Raw genomic sequence first — 19,744 nt, 5'->3', positions numbered from 1 at the left:
TCCGGTCGTCGTTATATAATCGTTATGTGACCTGTCGCACTGCGTGTCGTCCGCTGCGACATGGCACGCCCTCAGCGATGTCGAGCCAAGACGTCGAAGTCGTTAGGGTGCAGGGATGACCGACTGCGTGTTCTGCAAGATCGTCGACGGTTCCGCACCGGCCCGAAAGGTGTACGAGGACGACTCCGTGGTGGGCTTCCTCGACATCAGACCGATGTCGCGCGGACACACCCTGCTCGTTCCCCGCATCCATTCGAGCGGACTGGGAGATCTGGTTCCCGACGACGGCGCCGCCCTGATGCGAGCGGGCCAGGTCGTCGCGGCAGCACTCCGGACGGCGCCACTGACACGCGACGACGAGCCCGCCGATGGGGTGAACCTCGTCGTCAACGACGGAAAGGCAGCGTTCCAGACCGTCTTTCACACCCACCTCCATGTGATCCCGCGACACCGCGGAGACAAGCTCCGCATGGCGAGGTCGCTGCTCGTACGCCGCGACAAGAATCCCGACGCCACCGCGGCCACCGTGCGTGCGGCGGTCCTCGAACAGATCGGACCCGCATGACCTCCGACGACGCTCTCACCACACCTGGCGCGCAGATCCCCCAGGCCGCGATCGACATCCTCGCCGGGGCCGAGTGGATCACCGTGTTCACCGGTGCCGGGATGTCGGCGGAGAGCGGCGTACCCACCTTCCGCGACGCGCAGACGGGACTGTGGGAGAACTTCGACGCCGAGCAACTGGCAACCCCGCAGGCGTGGAACGCCGATCCGGCACTCGTCTGGGGCTGGTACCAGTGGCGCGCACACCTCGTCAGCCGAGCTGCCCCGAACGCCGGACACCTCGCATTGAGCGCATTGGCAGAACGTGCCGATGAGTCCGACGACGCGCCGTCGGTCATGGTGGTGACGCAGAACGTGGACGACCTGCACGAGCGCGCGGGCAACACTGTGGTCAGCCATGTACACGGCTCGCTCTTCGCACCACGCTGCTCACGCTGCGGACATCCCTACGAGGGCAGAGACGCCAATCCGGCGACGGCCACCGATGAGCATCCCATGGAGCCGCCGTCGTGCCCGATATGCCTGTCGCTGGTGCGCCCCGGCGTCGTGTGGTTCGGCGAGCCGATCCCCCCGGAGCCCTGGGCGCGCGCCGAGCAGGTGTTCGACGTCGCCGACGCGGTCCTCGTGGTCGGGACCAGCGGGATCGTCTACCCCGCTGCGGCTCTCCCCGAGCGCGCAGCGGCAAGGGGTATTCCGGTCATCGAACTCAACCCGCAGCCGTCGGGACTGAGTTCCGTTGCCACACATAGCATTCGGACCACCGCCGCACAGGGTCTACCCGAGATCGCCGAACGCGTTCGTGCCGCGCGGCGCAGCCGATAACGGGCTGCTACTCCGCTCCGGTCAGGTCGATCGGCTCCCACGCGGCGACCTCACGCGAGGCCGTCGCCGACACCGAACCCGGCTTGACGCCACGACGGTCGAGAAGCCGGATCACCGCAGCGAGAGCGGTGTCGGGGTCTAGCTCGAACTCCGATTCGCGCACTCGCGCGAATTCCCAACCGCAGCGGCGCAACTCACGCTCACGCTCCATGTCCGACCGCGCTTGGGCGCCGGTCGAAGTGAACTCGTCTCCGTCGCATTCGACGGCCATCCGGCCCTCCGAACCCGTGACCACGAGATCGATGACCCGATTGTTGACAAGGACTTTCGGCGTCACGTGATACCCGAGTGCCGCGAGGCGATTGAACACACGCTGCTCGAAGAGGCTGTCGAAAGGTTCGACGCGCTCGTCGTCGGGGACGTCGGACGGCATCGGCGCGATGGTCGGTCCCTGGTTTGCCTGCATGTAGCCGAGCAGTGAGTAGCGCAGGTCATTGGGACGCAGATCGTCGAGTCCGACCGAGTGGAACAGCCACATCTGATCCATCGCGCGCGATGCGGCGACGTTGATTCGACGCTGCGATTCTGCGCGGGTGAGAGCACTCAGTGACGTCGGGTCGGAGACCACCATGGACAGGAACATCACGTGTCGTTCGTCGCCCTGGAAGTCGGGCGGCGTCCCGACCCGGATACGGCGTGCACGCCAGGTCTCCTCGTCGACAGCCTCGCGTAGGAGACGTGTGATCTCGTCGACCTGCTTGGTTCCCTGCAGAGCGATGATGCCGAAATCGAGCTCGGCATAGGCGGGGTCGGCGAGGCAATCGAGGAGCGTCGCAACGATCGCGGCGGCCTCCCCTTCGTTCACCAACGATTGCCCCTGACCGGTTGCCGCACCGTCGACACGCACGGTCCGCAGGGGATCGAGCCGATCGGCACCGAACTGTCGGACCGGAACGAGTGGCGACCCGCCGTAGAACTGTCGCGAAGAGTACTCGATGATCTCCGGCATCGAACGGAAATGCTCACGCAACCGGATGAGGTGACCGAATCGACTGCGCAGCAACGAGAACAGGCTCGATCGCGGAGTCAGACCATCCCGGAGATAGTGCGGCAGATCGGGAAGCTCGGCGTCGAGTCGTGCGAACGCGTCGTCGAGCGAGGTCCCGGCGAGTCCGCGTGGAGCACACTGCTTGTCGTCGCCGACGACGATGACACGGGGCGCGAGCCACAGCAGGAAGGAACTGGTGATGTCGGCCTGGCTCGCCTCGTCGACGATCACGACGTCGAACGAATTCGGTTCGGGCGGAAGCATGTCGGCGACCTGGCTGGTCGACATGATCCACGCGGGAACCGCCGACTGTGCCTGCTCCATCGCCTCGCGCGCAGCAGTCCGGAAGCGGTTGGCGTGCTTGCCCGATCCCTTGCCCAGATTGATCATGTGGTCGCGGTAGGACTGCAACGCCTGCACCTGGGCGACCGTGGTGCGCGCGAGACATGCCCGCCACGCGCGTGCGGCGGCGAGCTTGGTGGTCAACTGTGCGATGTCGGCATCGGCGTCGTCGAGCGCAGAAGCCAGGCGCGCCTCGGCGTCGGGGTCGCTGCGTTCGGCGACCCAGGTCCGTGCCCGACGCCACTCCCAGGCGCCGACCACGTCACGCAGGCGCGCGTCCCACGCGGGATCGTCGGGAGTTGCGGCCAGCGCCGCGTAGAACTCCGGTGCCTTGCCGCGCAACCGCAGCGCGAGCAGGTCGAGCGCGGCTTGGTCGTTCAATTCATCACGCGCCGTGGTGAAGGCGCGTCGCGCCGACCTGATCGCCTCCGCGTCGGCGTTGGCCAGTGCGGCGACAAGCGCATCACCTTCAGGCGACGGTCCCCTCTCGACTTCCGTCGACAACCGATAGGCGTGGTCGGCCAGTTCCTGCTCGGCGAGGTTCGCGTCGTTGGCGGCAGCGATGAACGCACCCTGGTGGGCAACCTCCGACACCTCCGCGACGCTGCGCGGGCGAGGACCGCCGGGGCTGATGTACTCGAGCTCGCGAATCAGCTGGTCGCGTGCAGACAGCAGATCCGATACCCAGGCGAGTTGCGTGTCGAGCCGCACGAGTTGGCTGAGCTGCTTTGATCGCGAACCGGCGGTGTCGACGGGGACATGCAGATCCGCGAGCACACGATGTACCTGACTCACGGCGTCGAGGACCGCGAGGTGATCAGCGACGAGCTCCAAGCTTTCGGCATCGGTGGCCGGACGACCGTCGACACTGGCTATGACGCCCGAATCCTCCACTGCCCGTTGCTGTTCCGACCGCAGCAGGCGGCCGCGCCAGCGTCCACCCTCACGTAGATAGGTGGCAGCGGCCGCGAACCGTTCGCCGTCACCGGGCCTTGCATTCTCGACGACGACGACGTGCGCGCCGATCGCCCGGTCACGCTGCGCGGCGTCGGCGATGACCGACGAGAGAGCCGTGACGCGCGACCACAGGTGCGCTTCCTGCCCGGCGAGGAGCCTGTCGGCCATGTCGACGATCAGCGGCGGGAACGTCGCGACCTCTCCGGAGGCTACCGCGAGGTGATCGCAGATCCCCTTGATGCGCAGCAACCGGTCGCTTGCCACGTCCGACAGGATTGACATCAACGATCCGCTGCCGACCATCGGCTCCGCGGGCCGCTGTCCGATCCGTTCGCAGATCGCGTCCATCGTCATCGTGTCGGGCAGGTAGTCGTCGAGGTCTGGCAGTCGCTGGGCGAGGCGCCCGGAGTCGGCGCCGACACGACGAAGCAGTTCGAGTAGGCGGGTGAATTCGCCGCTGTCCAGTGGCGGCAACGCCCCTTCGAGTGGCCCGGGAAGCCAGTCGAACCGCTCGGCGTCGGCGTTGCATGCGCGAACGATCGACGCCGCGGTGCCGCGATAGTCGCCCGCAACCCACTCGTGCACCTCGGTCTCCGACGAGCGCAGATCCCACAGACCGCGCAACGCTCGCTCGCGCCGGTCGATCGCCTGCGCGCGGCGGTAGGCGAGGTCGTCGATCTCGGCGTCGGCGACACCGCTGGAGAAACTCGACTTGCGGTCGGCGATCGCCTCGACGCCCGAGACCACGGCGTCGTAGCTGTCGGTGCTGACGTCGGCGAGCGAGACGGTCAACTCGCGTAGCTCCGGCGGAAGGATGTCACGCAGCACCTGCAGCGCGTTGACCTTCTCGCTGGTCACCAGAACGCGCTGGCCCTTCGCGAGAAGTGCCGAGAGGACGTTCGCGATGGTCTGGGTCTTGCCGGTACCGGGTGGCCCCTCGACGACAACCCCACTGTCGACCCCGAGTTGGGCCAGCACGTCACGTTGTTCGACATTGGACGCGAGCGGGAACATAGCGTCTGCGACGAGCTCAGTAGCGGGTGTTGCTCCCTGCCCGCTGAGCGCCGCCAGCCGATCCGCTGCCTCGATGGGCGCGACCAATTGCGACAGACCGATCGGCACCTCGGTGCCCGGCTCGCGCAGTGCCGCCAGCATCGCGTCGTAAAAGCGCAACGCCGACCCCGTTCCGCGGTTGCGTAGAACGATGGCCGGCGCGAGGTCGATGGTCAACGACACGTGATCTTCGTCGACGACCACTTTGTCGCGCCACGCGGAAATCAGTTGTCCCGCAGCAGAATTCGCGACATTCGTGAGGCCTGCTACACGGCCCCGCTGCTTGACCGCGTCCGACAGGTCTATGCCGTCGATCGAGGCGAGCAGGTGCGTGTCGTGGATCATCGGCACGCCCGCGGAACCGAGCGAGATCCGGATGGTCCCGGAATCGGTGTCGCGTTCTGCGACGACGTCCTGCGTCAGCAGGTGTTCACGAACAAGCGGCTCACCGTCGTTCTCCGGGTCGACGACGGTGACCAGCCCGTTGGCGAGGACGATCTCGAGCGATTCGGGATCGGCGATGAGGTCGTCGAGAATCGTCGACAGTTGTGGATACGCGTCGTCGTCCGGAGATACTTCGACGACGGTCTGGCCCGGCGCAGCTCCGGTGCGGACGGGCACGGGCGTCGATCTGCCGACCCACACGACAGCGGGGTGGGAATCGACTGTGCTGACCGAGACCGATCGTGACCGAACCAGGCCACGGAGAAAGCCGATCAGCCTCGACACCTGATCCCGACGCTCATCAGGAGTGTCGTTGATCATGCGCTTGCTGCCTTCCCGCCGCGATACCAGAGTTCATCAACGCTACCAAGGCCGCGGAGGGCCAGTCGTGTCGACGAGCACTGTGGCGGTGCAGCTCAGCGGCCCGAGGTGCCTCGAATGGCGGGGAAACCGCCATCGACGTAGTGCACGTTGGTGTATCCGAGGTCGGCGATCTGCTCTGCGATGCGCGGTGCCTGCGAACGCACCGACACGACGGCGATCTCGGTGTCGCGGTTGCTGACCAGCGGGAACGAACCGGTCGGCGTGGGCGCGAGTCGGGTTGTGACCTCATTCGGGTCGACGACGACTGCGCCGGGGACACTGCCCTGATGACGGACGACCTGCGGGCGGGCGTCGACGACGACTGCGTCGCCGTGCTCGACGTGATCGATGGCTTCTGCTGCGGTAATCGCACTCACCACTGACACTGGTGACTCACTCCTGAACTCGAACTTCTACTTGCTTGTCGGGAGTCGGTGTACCGCTCTCCCCCCAAAAGGTTACGGAAAGATATCGATCTGTCCACCTTCGCACCAACAGCCTGGTCACAGGATCGAAGCCGGCGCGAGGACGGGCGAACCAGCTACCCGATTCCGTCAGCCCCGACCACGACCGGCGACGCGCGGGTTGCCGCGCTTGCCCCAACTGTCACCGCGTTTGCCGTGACGGTCGCGGTTGAAGCTGCCACCGCCCTGACCATTACGTTTGCCGCCACGTGCGCGAGGCGGGCCCTGGTCGCGTCGGATGTCGATCGGGTTCTTGCCGATCCGCGTGTGCCGCAGGCGCTCCAATGTCTCCCTGTCGAGATCTTCAGGAAGCTCGACTATCGAGAAGTCGTCGCGGATGCTGATGTTGCCGAAATCACCCCGGGTCAGTCCGCCCTCGTTGGCGATCGCGCCCACAATCGCGCCCGGAGACACCTTGTGTTTGCGTCCGACAGCGATCCGATAGGCGGCGAAGTTGCCGCCACCCGACCGCGGCGCACGTTCCCGACGCTCGGGACGCTCGCCCTTCGGCGGGTCGGGCGCCATCAGGAATCCACCGTCGCGAGTCTCGAGCGCCAGCGCCGCCGCGATGTCGGCCATCGCCACGTCGTTGTCGCGGGCGTAGTTCTCGATCAGCTGTCGGAACATGTCGAGATTCTCCGACGCGAGATTCTCGGTGATGGAGTCGGCGAAACGTGCGACGCGCTGAGCGTTGACGTCGTCGACAGATGGCAGATCGATCTCGGTCAGCGGCTGACGTGTTGCGCGCTCGATCGCGCGCAGCAGATGGCGCTCCCGCGGCGAGACGAACAGCAGAGCGTTACCCGACCGTCCGGCACGCCCGGTGCGTCCGATGCGGTGCACGTACGACTCGGTGTCGTGCGGGATGTCGTAGTTGACCACATGCGAGATCCGGTCGACGTCGAGTCCGCGGGCAGCCACGTCGGTGGCGACGAGAATGTCGATGCCACCGGCTTTGAGCTGGTTGATCGTCCGCTCGCGCTGGGCCTGCACCATGTCGCCGTTGATCGCGACCGCGGAGAACCCCCGCGAGCGAAGCTTCTCGGCCAGCTCTTCGGTTGCCGACTTCGTGCGAACGAAGACGATCATCGCGTCGAACGTCTCGACCTCGAGGAAGCGCGTCAGGGCGTCGAGTTTGCGCTGGTGAGAAACCTGCAGGTAGCGCTGCGTGATGTTCTGAGCGGTCGCGGTCTTGGCCTTGACCGTGATCTCCTGCGCATCGTGCAGGTACCGCTGCGCGAGGCGTCTGATCGCGCTCGGCATTGTCGCCGAGAACAACGCCACCTGCTTGTCGTCGGGAGTCTCGGCGAGAATGCGTTCGACGTCCTCGGCGAACCCCATCGTCAGCATCTCGTCGGCTTCGTCGAGCACGAGGAAGTCGAGCTGGGAGATGTCGAGCGTGCCCTTGTCGAGGTGGTCGATGACGCGTCCCGGTGTACCGACGATCACCTGCGCGCCGCGTTTGAGACCGGCGAGCTGGACGCCGTAGCTCTGTCCGCCGTAGATCGGCAGGACGCGCACGTCGGGCATGTGTGCCGAGTACTTGCCGAACGCTTCGGCCACCTGGAGTGCGAGCTCACGGGTCGGCGCGAGGATCAGCGCCTGCGGGCGTCGAACCTGCGGGTCGATCCGCGAGAGGATCGGAATCGCGAACGCGGCGGTCTTGCCGGTACCGGTCTGGGCGAGCCCGACGACGTCGCGGCCCTCCATGAGCGGTGGAATCGTGGCCGCCTGGATGGGCGACGGGGTCTCGTAACCGACATCGGCGATGGCGTTGCGTACGCGCTCGTCGATGTCGAGGTCGTCGAATGTGATCGACGGTGTATCTGCGGTCGGGCTGTCGGTCATGGTCTGCGTGTCCCGTTCATCGACTCAACTGTAATCCGCGGGCGGGCCAAAAGCGGCATTCACGTGCGGCATGGTCAAGACCGGAGTCGATCACACCCCAATGTGATGGACGCCACTTTCCCTGCTACCCTCTGTGGCAACATAAGCGAGCGGCATCCCGCCCTACCTCGACTATGTCCGTAATGTCTATGTCCGAAATGCCGGATAACACGTCCCAGGGGGCCACCTACATGCAGCAGTACGCCACTCCGTCGGATCTGACCGTCGAAGACAAGGCCACGCTGGTCGACACTCTGCTCCGTTATCGCGACGAACGCCCGACACTCCCACTGTTCCGGCGACAGTCGTCCGGCCAGTGGATCACGGTGACCGCAAAGCAGTTCGCCGACGAGGTCGACGCCGTCGCGAAAGGTCTCGTCGCGTCCGGGATCGCACCGGGCGACCGCGTCGCGATCTGTTCGTCCACTCGGTACGAGTGGTCGCTCCTGGACTACGCCATCTGGCGTGCGGGCGGGACAACGGTCGCGATCTACGAGACCTCTGCACCCGATCAGGTCCAGTACCTCCTCGAGGACTCCGGAACCGTCGCGCTTGTCGTCGAGGACGCCAACCACCGCGACAAGTTCCGCGAGGTGACCGACGGACTGCCCGCGCTTCGCGAAACCCTCGTCATCGACGACGGCGCGGTGAACGAGCTGACCAACCGCGGCAAAGATGTACCCGACGCAGAACTCGACGCGCGACACGCCAATACGGTGTCGTCCGACGCAGCGACGCTGATCTACACCTCGGGCACCACCGGGCGCCCCAAGGGCGTGGTCCTCACCCACGCGAACTTCCTCGCCGAGTGCGCCGCAACCCGCTCGGCTGTCGGATCGGGTCTCGAAGAGGGCAATTCGACGCTGCTCTTCCTCCCACTGGCACACGTCTTCGCTCGCGTCATCGCCGTCGCGAGCCTGGAGAGTGGCGTCATCGTGGGGCACACGAGCGATATCCCGCACCTCGTCGAACATCTCGCCACCTTCAAGCCGAACTACGTGCTGTCGGTCCCGCGCGTGTTCGAGAAGGTCTACAACTCGGCCAAGCAGAAGGCATACGACGGCGGCAAGGGATCGATCTTCGACAAGGCCGCCGACACCGCCATCGAGTACAGCGAGGCGCTGGAAAAGGGCGGGCCCGGCATCGCGCTGAAGCTCAAGCACGCGGTGTTCGACGCCCTGGTCTACAAGAAGCTGCGTGCCGCATTGGGCGGCAACTGCGACGGCGCGATCTCCGGCGGAGCACCTCTCGGGGCGCGCCTCGGGCACTTCTTCCGTGGCGCAGGCGTGCCGGTCTACGAGGGCTATGGGCTGTCGGAAACCACAGCGGCGATCACCGCGAACAGCGAAGAACACCAGCGCGTGGGTTCTGTCGGACGGCCGATCCCCGGGGTGACCATCGCGATTGCCGACGAGGATGGCGAAGTTCTCGTCAAGGGTCCGGTGGTCTTCACCGAGTACTGGCACAACCCCGACGCCACCGCTGATGCGATTCGCGACGGATGGTTCCACACGGGCGACGTCGGACACCTCGAGGATGGCTTCCTCTTCATCACCGGCCGCAAGAAGGAACTGATCGTCACCGCCGGCGGCAAGAACGTCTCCCCCGCCCAGCTCGAGGACTCGATCCGCGCGCATCCGATGATCAGTCAGTGCCTCGTCGTCGGCGACAACAAGCCGTTCATCGCCGCATTGATCACGATCGATGTCGAGGCCGTTCCCGGTTGGCTCGAGCGCAACGGGCTCGCTGCCGATACCCCGTTGACCGAGCTCGCCACCAACGACAAGTTGCGGGCGGAGATCGCCGAGGCCGTCGACGCAGCGAATGCGAAGGTTTCCAAGGCTGAGGCGATCAAGAAGTTCAGCATCCTCGACACCGATTTCACGATCGATTCGGGCGAGCTCACGCCGACGATGAAGCTCAAGCGCAACATCATCCACTCTGCCCACCAGAAGGCGATCGCCGACCTCTACACGTGATCGTTCGCTAGCAAAGTTCTCACCGCACCCCGCGTGGCCCTGCACGGCTACGCGGGGTGCGGTCTTCTACGCTCGAGTAACCATGACTCGTGATCTCGCCATCGACGCCACACGCGGCGTCGCCATCTGGTCGATGATCACGGCGCACTTCGCACTGGGGATGCGCATCGCCGAACCCACACACTCGTTTCCCTATGTCGACGGAATGTCTGCGTTCGTCCTGCTGTCGGGATTCGTCCTCGGACTGGTGTATCAGCGCTGGATAGAACGCCACGGCCTGTGGTTCGGCTACCAGCGGCTCACCAAACGGATCGTCGTCCTATATGTATGTCAGTTGACGATTGCGCTCGTCGCCGTAGCCGCGGCGATGGCCGGGCATCGGTGGCTGACTCTCCTGCTCCCGATCGACGGGTGGGGCGAGGGTCTACGACTCGCGCTGAGCATGAATTACCTGCCCAGCGGGGGCAACATCTTGTTGCTGTACATGGTGTTGATGGCGTCGGCGTATGTCGTGTCCCCCTGTTGATGCGTGGATGGTGGGTCGCGGTGTTGTGCGCATCGATTGCGCTCTACGTGCTCTCGCAGGTCCACTCGCCGGACTGGTTCTTTCTGACCCAGTCTATGGCGTCTCCGCGGACGGAGAACTGGGCGGCGTGGCAGATCATGTTCGTGCCTGCGCTGGTGATCGGCTGGAACTGGCGACGTTGGCAGGGCGCCCGTTTCATCGACAGATACCTACCCGCGTTTGTTCTCGTGGCCGTCGGCGTGTGGTTGGTCTTCCACTACGTGATCGACACCGGACCGTTGGCCGATCTCGAACCCCTCGTCGCCGACAAGGTCAGCTTTGCGCCGGCGCGGGCGTTGGGCGCCTGGGTCGTCGTACCCGCGGTGTACGGGGTGTTCCGCGCGCTGCTGCGCGTATGGCATCACGACTGGTTGCGACCTCTCGTGATGACCGGGGCACGCAGCCTCGATTCGTACGTCATCCAGGCGATCGCGCTGATCATCGTTCCGATCCACATCGCTCACCGGCCCTGGGACGAGACCACGTCGATTGCCGTCACGCTGCTCGTCTTCGGCGCGTGCTGGGCGTGGGCGGAGCTTCGACGCGCCGCCGAGATCGACAAGCTCCATCGACTCCCCGCGATCGCCTACGACGCGACGCGCAGCCGCGCCACCCCGGTCGACGGGACTATTGAAGCCCCGGAACGCGAGCCCGTCGCCGGCGGTGTACCCGGTTGAGTTCCCGAAGCCGTTGACTGTCGGGGCCGCGCCGCGCAGAAAGTGACGTCCCTGGGGTCACTCGCACGTATCGGTACATGCGAGGGACCCCAGGGGTGTAGTTTTCTGCGCTGCGATCAGACCGATTTGCGTCGTGCAGCCCGCCTCAGCGAGCCGCCCATGCACGCGCGATGTCGAGTCGTTGCCAACCGCCGTGCGCTCCGGTCTTGTCGAGCGGGTATCCGCCGGGCAACGCCGTGCGCGCCAACAGGTCCCGCAGTTGCTGCGTCGACCATCCTGGGTGAGCAGCCCGGATCAGGTTTTCTGCACCGGCCGGAACCTGAAGCGGCGCAGCGGGTCCGGTCGGCAGGAACGAGAAGGTCGAGCGCTGCCGGTAGCTGGTCAGCGCGGCGTCGGTCGACACGTAGGGCTGCTGGCAGCCGACGATGCGGCTGATCGGTGCACCGACTCGCGCGGCGAGTACCGACCGCAGTTCGGTGCGCGCCTGCGCCAGCAGCCGTCCGAAACTCGGGTCGGCGATGACCTCGGCGGTGATGTTCTCGGCAAGCATGCGTCCGCCGATGACGTCGAGCGGGTAGTGCACCCCGAGCACGATGCGGTGATAGCCGTACTCGGCGCCGCGGGCGAGGACCTGCGGCCCGACCTCGGGCAGCATCGTCGCGATCAGAAACGCCTGCGTGTAGCCCCAGGTGGTATGTCCCGACGGGTACGACCCGCTGCCGCGCACCGATTCGTAGAGGTCTGGGCGACCATCGCTGTAGTGACGGATGAGAGTGGGCGCGACCTCGAACGGCCGCTTGTAGTCGAAGTACTTCTTCTCCTTCGACGTGCCGACGCGCTCGCCGACCAAGGCCTTCTCGCCGAGTAGCAACTCACTCGTCTTCGGAAGCTGTCCCGCCTTGAGCGCGTCGAAGAACGCGGGCGAGAGCTTCGAGCCGAGAGCGTTGAAGATCGCGGGTCCCTCGATCGCGTAGTTGTCGTCGACCGCATACGCCGAAGCCTTGGGACTCGCGGAGTTGTTCACCGCGATGGCCTCGAGAAGATTCTGCTGCTTGATCACCGGGGACAACGACGAGAACGCGTCAAGGGTCGCGATGTGATCCGCTGGCTTCGCAGTCGCGAACGGCGCCGACTTCTCGCCCGCGGTGAAGCCACTCGACGCCGAGACGGCAGTCGGGGCGAAGGCACATGCTGCGGGAGCCGCTGTGGCGGTCGTGGGTACCAGCAGGCCGACGGCAGCAATGACGGGAACGACTGCGGCCGTGAGTAATCTGCGACTTCCGAACCGACGCATAGGTGTTTCCTCCCCGAGGCAGTTTCGCCCCATGGACGTCGGGGCCGGTCGCGAACTCACTCAGATGACCAGCTCATGTCAACGCCACGGCGACGATGCGGTGAACGTCTGGTGTCCAGACCGGTCCCATCAGATCGGGGTCGGACAATCCGGTCGGGCTGGGAAGCGCTGGGGGGTGCTTGCTCAGCGAACCTCGTAGAGAATGCCCCGACCGATTGCCTCGCGCACCACGGGCAGTGCTGCTTGTGCGAGCGCGTCGGCGTCGACGTCGTGGAAGTCGGCGAGAAGTTCGATCAGAGCACCGAGCGGCACCTGGCCTCGGCAACCTGCCAGCAATGCCCGTGAGACGTCGTCGACGCCGAGCACGGCGCCGGGCCCGCCGGGACGGCGTACCGATGCACCGATCTCCTGCCACCCCTCGTCGCTCGGAAGTGACTGCGCGTCGAGAAACACCGGAGCGGTTTTCAGCCGAGCGGCCAGCAGCGTGTCGTCGGAGGTTGTCCGCAGATAGTCACGACGGTCCAAGAATGCCTTCGCTTCGGGACCGGTCACCTCCTCACCAGCGCCGGTGATCTCCTCGATCACGACGTCGGGCGGGCCGTCGGGTCCGCCGCGACGATCCCGAAGTGTGATGACTCCCATGCCGATTCCCGAAATGCGCTCGCGCTCGAACCAGTCGAGCCAGGCCGATCCCCGCGCGGCGATCTGCTCGGGTTCTTCGCCCGCGTCGGACAACCACAGCGAGATGTAATCGACGGGATCGGCCAGTTCACGCTGCACGACCCACCCGTCGAGTCCCGTCTCCGCGATCCACGAGCCCACTCGATCACGCCAGTCGGCGTCCTCGTAGACGATCCAGTTGGCGAGCAACTGCGCCGTGCCTCCGGGTTTCAGGTGCGCGGGCAACTCGCGGATCAGGCGCGCACACAGAGCGTCGCCCTCCATACCGGAGTCGCGATACTCGTAGTCCTGCGACCCTGCTCCGACGACGAACGGCGGATTGGAGACGATCAGGTCGAAGCGCTCGTCGCCGACGGGCTCGAACAAGCTGCCCTCGCGCAGATCCCAAAACATTCCGTTGAGGCGCGCGGTCGCGGCGGCCAGCGCCAGCGCTCGGGGGTTGGTGTCTGTCGCAACGATCCGGTCGACGTGCGTTCCGAGGTGCAGCGCCTGGATTCCGCACCCGGTACCGAGGTCCAATGCCGACTCGAGCGGATCACGAATGATCGCCCGCGCCAACGAGATCGACGCTCCGCCGATACCGAGCACGTGATCGTGCCCAACCGGACCCGAGCGCATCGCGGCGTCTTGGTCAGAGACGACGAGGTAGTCGCGGACGTCGTCGGCGTGCGGTCGGATGTCGAGGACAGCCCGCACGCGCTCGTCGTCGACGAACTCGACGACGCCGTTCGCTGCGAGCGCATCCAGCGGCGTCGACGCAAACGCCTGCTCAGCGGCCTCACGCGGCTCGTCGGAGCCGAGGAGGAAGAGTCGGATCAGCGTCGCGAGAGGTCGGTGTTCGGTGGGCGCTGACGAGGTAGCTCGCAGCGCAGGCCACCACACTCCCCCGCCGAGGGCTGCGTTGGCCTCGTCACCGAGAAGCGCGGCGACTCCGTCGGAGTTGTACTGCGCCGCACCCAAATCCGCTCCAATCGAGTCGACGACCGACGCGTCGTGGAGAGGAAGGCGCCCAGGCGTGGCGTCAGACATGCGTCACCGACCTTTCAATACTTCGTGGGGCAATGTCCAGCAGACCACACAGCTCCCACCGTGGCAGACGACACTCACATCAATTCGCCGAGAAGTCTGTACGCAGTCCGTAAAGTGCCCTAGCCTTCCGAGTGTCAGCCGAGACCTGATAGTGACCTTAGAGATTCATTAAGGTTATGCTAACCTCACGAAATGAGCCGATGTGCTAGCACCGTCGGTGGATGAGTGAGCAGGCGGCGGACACCATTTCGGTGACACATGAGAAGAGAGTGCTTCATGGTGCGTGGCGGGGGTCGGGACCACCCAGCGGCAGTAGGACGATCGAGAACCGGGACGAAATGGCTCGTCCGCGTCACCGCAGTCACGACGTTGTGTTCGGTGTTTGCCGCCGGCGCTACCGGTAATGGCACAGCCGCCGTGGTGGCAACGCAGGCCGCGCATCAGCAGCAGGTCGCAACGCAAGCGGCACAGATCAAGACGAAGCCGACAACGCGTCCCGCCGAGACCTACGACGAGCGACTCGACCGGATCGGCAAGTCGAAGCGATCACTGCTGGCAACGCCCAAGGAGAACCTGGGCAAGGAAACCAGTTGTGTCAGTGCTGAATTCACCTCCCTTGCAGTGGTCTACGACTCGCTCTTCGAGTCGATCCTCCCGTCACTTCCGCCTCAGCTGAAGCAGAACGCCTACGCCGCACGTGCACAGGCACATCGCGACATGGACCAGATGAACGTGTCGACGCTGGCGATCTCCGACAACCCACTGGCCCTCGGCGCCGACTCCGACGACCCGGCCACCAAGTACCGCACCCCGATCTCCCAGTGGATCGTGGTGCAGCTCTTGAAGGTTCGCGACGGAAAGCAGAACGATGCGATCCCGGTCAGCCGCATTACGCTGATGCAGGCCGTGGAGACGGCATGGCTGTATTTGTTCACGACCGTCGTGGCCCCGGCGCGGGTGCTGTCGCAGATCGCGCCGATCCAGGGCAGTCCGTTTGAGGGAACCCAGCTGTCGGCACTCTCGGATTTCATCACCTGGAGGAGCATCCTGCAGATCGGCGTCTCCGCCAGCGCGCTCGGTGCCCAGTACACCTACCAGGCGATCGCCAGCTCGATGATCAACCAGTGCGTCGCGCGGGTCACGAAGGAGCAGAAGGACGACGCCGGTCGGCCCAGCGAGACCGTGCGTTACAACATCCCGATCCCGGCCATCGTGCAGGACATCGCCGATCAACTCGCACTCGCAGACAACAAGACGTGCGCTCCGGTCGGTTCACTTCCGTTGTCGCGCATCGTGACTCGCACCTCTGACTACGCGCAGACGATGGTCACCACCGAGGCGCAGAAGCGCAACATTCGTAACGAGACCAAACGCATTCTTTCGACGATGCGCTCGACCCCGATTCCGCACAACCTGATCCCCGCCGATCCCGCGGACTTCAACACGGCCGAATCGATCGCGTCCTACATCGGCACGATCATCCCTTACGTCGGCGGCGCACCCCTCGATATCGCGTTGGGCCTCGGACACAACATCGGCCAGGGCGACAACCTCGCGGCGACGGTACCGCTCGCAGACCTCACCGTGACCAAGGGAATGACCGCCGCGTATTACTCGCTCTACCTGTCGCTGTACTTGTTCAGCACGGCAGGCGGACTGGTGGAATCTGCGGGCCTTGGGGCTGCAGGTATCACGGGTCTTCCGATCACCCCGGTCCGCCTGCTCAACGCGGCCGGTTCGGCAGCCATCACGTACGGACTCGTCAACTACCACAACGTGATCCGGTCGATGTGCCTGCGCGAGGACGACACCACAGGAGCCGGTCTCGGAGCCGAGCAGAACAAGAAGTTGCGCGACGCCAAGGACGGCGTGCGCACCGAGAAGGCGGCCGACGAGAAGGCGCTCGCGCCCGCCGCACCGACCACGTCAGCGCGCGTGCCCGCCGGTGAGGATCGACGTCGCACCGCGACACCGTCGACCACATCGAAGAAGCCCGCCATCACACCGGTGCCCGGCCTGCCCTTCACGATTCCGGCTGCTGGCTGATAGCCGAACGCAATTGGCGGCGGTTGCTGTCGGTCTCGGGTTTGGTGACTCACAGCAACCGCAGGTGGTCGTGCACGTAGGGTAACGCTTGTGCGGTTCGGTGCGCGCAGGCAGAATCCGACCACCTCGCTACGGCGCGGCCCTGGTCCGTCGCATCCTGTCAACGCACGGCCGCTGGTCGGTCTGACGTCGCTGCAACCGTGGGTCTACGACCTCACTGTGCGCCTCGAATCCGAGGTGGTTGCCGGGCTCGACGGCTGCGATCTCGTCGGGCGCGTCGTCGGAGAAGACGACGAGCTGACCTACGCCATCCATGCTGTCTTCGACCCTGACGAGCACGACGTGCGGGACTCGTACGCTGCGACGGCAGCAGCCCTCGATCTCCACTTCGACGACGGCCACACACTCTCCGAGAGGACGGTGCTCGACCAGCACGGCGTCGAACTCGATCCGCGCAGTCAGTACCTTTCTCGGACTATCGCGGTGGATCAATGGACTCTGAAACGAGTGCGACTCACCGGATGCGCGGGGCTGAGGATCGTCGGGGTGGCGCTCCGGTTGGCTCCACCCCCGCGAATCACCAAGAGTCACAAGCAACGTCGGCTCAGGGGCTTTGTCGACGAGATGTGCCTGCGTCCGTGCAGCGCGCCTCCCCCGGAGCGTATTCACCACGTACGCACCACACGCGGAACGCACTCCAGCGACCGCTTCTCACGCGGCAACTGCGCACCGCTGGTCGCTCCCCCACACGGATCGGTGTTCGGTCTGCCGATGACCGACGCGGGCAATCGAGGGTGGCCGTACTCGTACCACGAGGCCAACGACGCCGAGAATCGTTCGCACCTCAACGCTTTCGCGACCTCGCACATCCCGAGTCCCTGGATGGGTGATCGTGGTGTGCTCCAATTCTTTCCCAGTGCACTTTCCCAGCCCTCGCTCGATCGCGGCGAACGTGCGCTCGAGTTCTCACACCACCACGAATCTGATCGTCCGGACCGCTACGCCGTGCCGCTCGGCGGCGGCTCTGCCGCCGGCGGTGTCGACGCCGAACTCACCGCGGGCACCTGGTCGGTGTGGCTGCGGATTGGCTTTCCCTCCGACGTCGGGTCACTGATCTTCGATCAGCTCGACGGGCGCGGATCGCTGGTGTTGTCCGACGCCTCACGGGGTGTGATCACCGGATTCGTCGATGGCCCAGGCGGTTTGGTCGATGTGCCACGCATGTACTTCGCCGCACGCGTCGATGTTCCCGTCACGGCAACACGCCACGCACCCGGTCGCCACGAACGCAGCGCGGTGCTCGGAGCGGTCACGCTCGACGTCGCGCAGCGTCGAAGCGCGGTGCTCGCCATCGGGACGTCGTTCATCGGTGTCGATCAGGCAGCCCGCAACCTCGACTACGACATCTGGCTTGCGGGAGGCGGTTTCGATGCGATCTGGTCACGAAGCCGCGCCGCTTGGGACGCTGTCCTCGGTCGGCTCGACATCCGTGGTGCGAGCGATGACCAGCTCGTCACCGCATATTCCAGTCTCCATCGAGTTCACCTCTACCCCACCATCGCCCATGAGAACGTCGGGACCCCCGAGCGTCCGCGGTGGGCATATGCAGACCCGTTCGTTCCGCCCGTCGACGACGCACCGACGCGGACGGCGCGTCCCGTTGTCGACGGCAAGCTCAGCGTGACCGACGGCTTCTGGGACTCCTATCGTGCGAGCTGGCCACTACGTACCCTCGTGTGGCCAACGGAGACAGGCGAATTGGTTGACGGCTTCGTCGAACACTTTCGACGGAGTGGTTGGACGAGCAGATGGTCGGCGCCGGGGCCCGCCGACATCATGACCGGCACGAGCAGCGACGCGGTATTCGCCGACGCCGCGCTCGCCGACCTGCCGGGACTCGATCTAGAGAATGCCTACGACGCCTGCCTACGCAACGCGACCACCCCGTCGTCGAATCCCCGCGTGGGCCGAAAGGGTATGTCGCGCTCACTGTTCCAGGGATTCACCGACACCGACACGGCCGAGGGAATGAGCTGGACGGTCGACGCCGCGATCAACGACGCAGCCATAGCAACCTTCTCACGCATACTCGCACAACGCTTCCCATCTCATCCTCGGAGTGAGGAGTTCCGCACCAACGCGCTGTGGTTCGACGCACGAGCCGCGTCGTACGCCACCGTCTTCGACGCCGAGACCGGCTTCTTCCGGGGGCGAGATCGCAGTGGGGACTTCCGCCCGCTCCGCGACTTCGACCCGCGTAGATGGGGCATCGACTACACCGAAACCAACGCCTGGGGAACAGCATTCACCGCACCCCACGACGGCGAGGGACTTGCGACGCTGCACGGAGGACGAGCCGCACTCGAGAAGAAGCTCGACGAGTTCTGCGCGACTCCCGAGACCGGCAGCGCCGACATGCGCGGGTCGTATCCCGTTGTGATCCACGAGATGCGAGAGGCTCGCGACACCCGCATGGGCATGCTCGCACTCTCCAACCAACCCGCACACCACATTCCGTTCATGTACGCCCACGCGTCCACGCCGGGCAGCTTCGCCCACGCGAAGACGCAGGCGCTGATTCGCGATGCCACGCAGCGACTGTTTCTCGGATCGGAGATCGGGCAGGGATATCCGGGCGACGAGGACAACGGCGAGATGTCGGCGTGGTACCTCTGGGCGGTCACGGGGCTCTATCCGCTGTCGATCGGCTCGGGCGAATACGTGATCACCGCGCCGACGTTCCCCTGGATCAGGTGGACGTTGGACAACGGCGCCACACTCACCGTCGACGCTCCCGCGGCGTCGTCGACGAATCGCTACATCGAGTCGGTGACCATCGACGGGCAGCCGTGGAGTCACATCACCGTGTCTCGGGAACGACTGATGCGGGGTGCACACATCACCATCGCGCTCGGCCCGGCGCCCACGACGTGGGCCGCGGGGACGGTTCCGGCGTCGACAACCCCAGAGGGCGCGGCTCCCCAACCACCCCGCGACCTGACGAGCCCGCAGGCCGCTCCGACGTGCGCCCGCGGTCCAGCAGACTCAACCGCCGTCTTCGACGACGATTCGTCGACGACGCCTCTACTCCTGCCGGCTGGCCACGCGGTCGGCTGGGCATTCGACGCCCCGACCCTCGTCGACCACTACACCGTCACCCCGCACTCGGCGGGCGAGCTGGGGTGGCTGATCGAGGTTCTCGACGACGCCGGCACGTGGATCCGCGTCGACGACCGGAGGGCTTCGTTCCGCTGGGACCGGCAGACCCGCATCTTCGCGCTGCCGACAGCGAGCACGACGTCGGAGATCCGACTGCGGACACTCGACGACGCCGAGCTTGCCCAGTTGGAGTTCTTGCGGCTTACCAGCGGCGATGCGACTCCTGAAGTCTTGATCAACTAGCCGCGGGTAACGAAGACCGCTCGATCCTGAGCGCTCTTACACACTCCGCACTTAGCCTCGATCCACCGATCGGCTTTTGCGGTGTGGTGAAAAGTGTTGAGCACGTTCGGCCTGGGTGGCGGGCATG

The 19,744-nt window shown here is 65.6% G+C and carries 10 protein-coding genes and 1 pseudogene; 6 read left to right on the top strand and 5 right to left on the bottom strand.

Going from position 1 to position 19,744, the window contains the following annotated elements; all coding sequences use genetic code 11:
- Nucleotides 1-115: 115 nt before the first annotated feature.
- Together A5788_RS06110 and A5788_RS06105 are read left to right on the top strand one after the other, a co-directional pair.
- Nucleotides 116-565, top strand: a complete 450-nt coding sequence (locus A5788_RS06110; RefSeq protein WP_064869746.1) for an HIT family protein — start codon at nt 116-118, stop codon at nt 563-565.
- Nucleotides 562-1,386, top strand: coding sequence for an SIR2 family NAD-dependent protein deacylase (locus tag A5788_RS06105; RefSeq protein WP_064869744.1), 825 nt, complete (start codon nt 562-564; stop codon nt 1,384-1,386). Before A5788_RS06110 ends, A5788_RS06105 begins: the two co-directional genes overlap by 4 nt.
- A gap of 7 nt (nt 1,387-1,393) precedes the next feature.
- Here A5788_RS06105 and A5788_RS06100 read toward each other — a convergent pair whose 3' ends face one another.
- The 3 genes from A5788_RS06100 to A5788_RS06090 form a co-directional block, all read right to left on the bottom strand.
- Entirely contained in the window at nt 1,394-5,551 is a 4,158-nt protein-coding gene (locus tag A5788_RS06100; protein WP_064869742.1) for an AAA domain-containing protein, read from the bottom strand.
- A 95-nt stretch (nt 5,552-5,646) separates the two neighbouring features.
- Nucleotides 5,647-5,979: a rhodanese-like domain-containing protein gene (locus tag A5788_RS06095; protein WP_049700903.1), complete on the bottom strand. Its 333-nt coding sequence runs from the start codon at nt 5,977-5,979 to the stop codon at nt 5,647-5,649.
- A 168-nt stretch (nt 5,980-6,147) separates the two neighbouring features.
- On the bottom strand, nt 6,148-7,905 hold the full coding sequence (locus A5788_RS06090) for a DEAD/DEAH box helicase (RefSeq protein WP_064869740.1): 1,758 nt from the start codon (nt 7,903-7,905) through the stop codon (nt 6,148-6,150).
- A gap of 230 nt (nt 7,906-8,135) precedes the next feature.
- Here A5788_RS06090 and A5788_RS06085 point away from each other — a divergent pair, with 230 nt between their 5' ends.
- Both A5788_RS06085 and opgC read left to right on the top strand, forming a co-directional pair.
- Nucleotides 8,136-9,923 (top strand): AMP-dependent synthetase/ligase, encoded by a 1,788-nt coding sequence (locus A5788_RS06085; RefSeq protein ID WP_064869908.1) that lies wholly within the window; start codon nt 8,136-8,138, stop codon nt 9,921-9,923.
- Between the two features lie 82 nt (nt 9,924-10,005).
- Nucleotides 10,006-11,165 (top strand): annotated as a pseudogene (gene opgC, locus A5788_RS06080) (OpgC domain-containing protein).
- A 145-nt stretch (nt 11,166-11,310) separates the two neighbouring features.
- Here the strand turns inward: opgC and A5788_RS06075 are convergent.
- Together A5788_RS06075 and A5788_RS06070 are read right to left on the bottom strand one after the other, a co-directional pair.
- The gene (locus A5788_RS06075) at nt 11,311-12,459 is read right to left on the bottom strand and encodes an acid phosphatase (RefSeq protein WP_064869738.1); all 1,149 of its coding nucleotides are present in this window, start codon (nt 12,457-12,459) and stop codon (nt 11,311-11,313) included.
- Between the two features lie 183 nt (nt 12,460-12,642).
- Nucleotides 12,643-14,169, bottom strand: coding sequence for a DUF7782 domain-containing protein (locus A5788_RS06070; RefSeq protein WP_064869736.1), 1,527 nt, complete (start codon nt 14,167-14,169; stop codon nt 12,643-12,645).
- Between the two features lie 420 nt (nt 14,170-14,589).
- On the opposite strand from A5788_RS06070, the gene A5788_RS06065 reads away from it, so the two are divergent.
- On the top strand, nt 14,590-16,215 hold the full coding sequence (locus tag A5788_RS06065) for a hypothetical protein (RefSeq protein WP_231894177.1): 1,626 nt from the start codon (nt 14,590-14,592) through the stop codon (nt 16,213-16,215).
- 90 nt (nt 16,216-16,305) lie between these two features.
- Nucleotides 16,306-19,617, top strand: coding sequence for a GH92 family glycosyl hydrolase (locus A5788_RS06060; RefSeq protein WP_064869732.1), 3,312 nt, complete (start codon nt 16,306-16,308; stop codon nt 19,615-19,617).
- The last annotated feature ends 127 nt before the right edge of the window (nt 19,618-19,744 follow it).

This window comes from Gordonia sp. 852002-50816_SCH5313054-c, assembly GCF_001665925.1.
Taxonomy (GTDB): Bacteria; Actinomycetota; Actinomycetes; order Mycobacteriales; family Mycobacteriaceae; genus Gordonia; species Gordonia jacobaea.
This window is presented reverse-complemented; position numbering and strand designations above follow the sequence as displayed.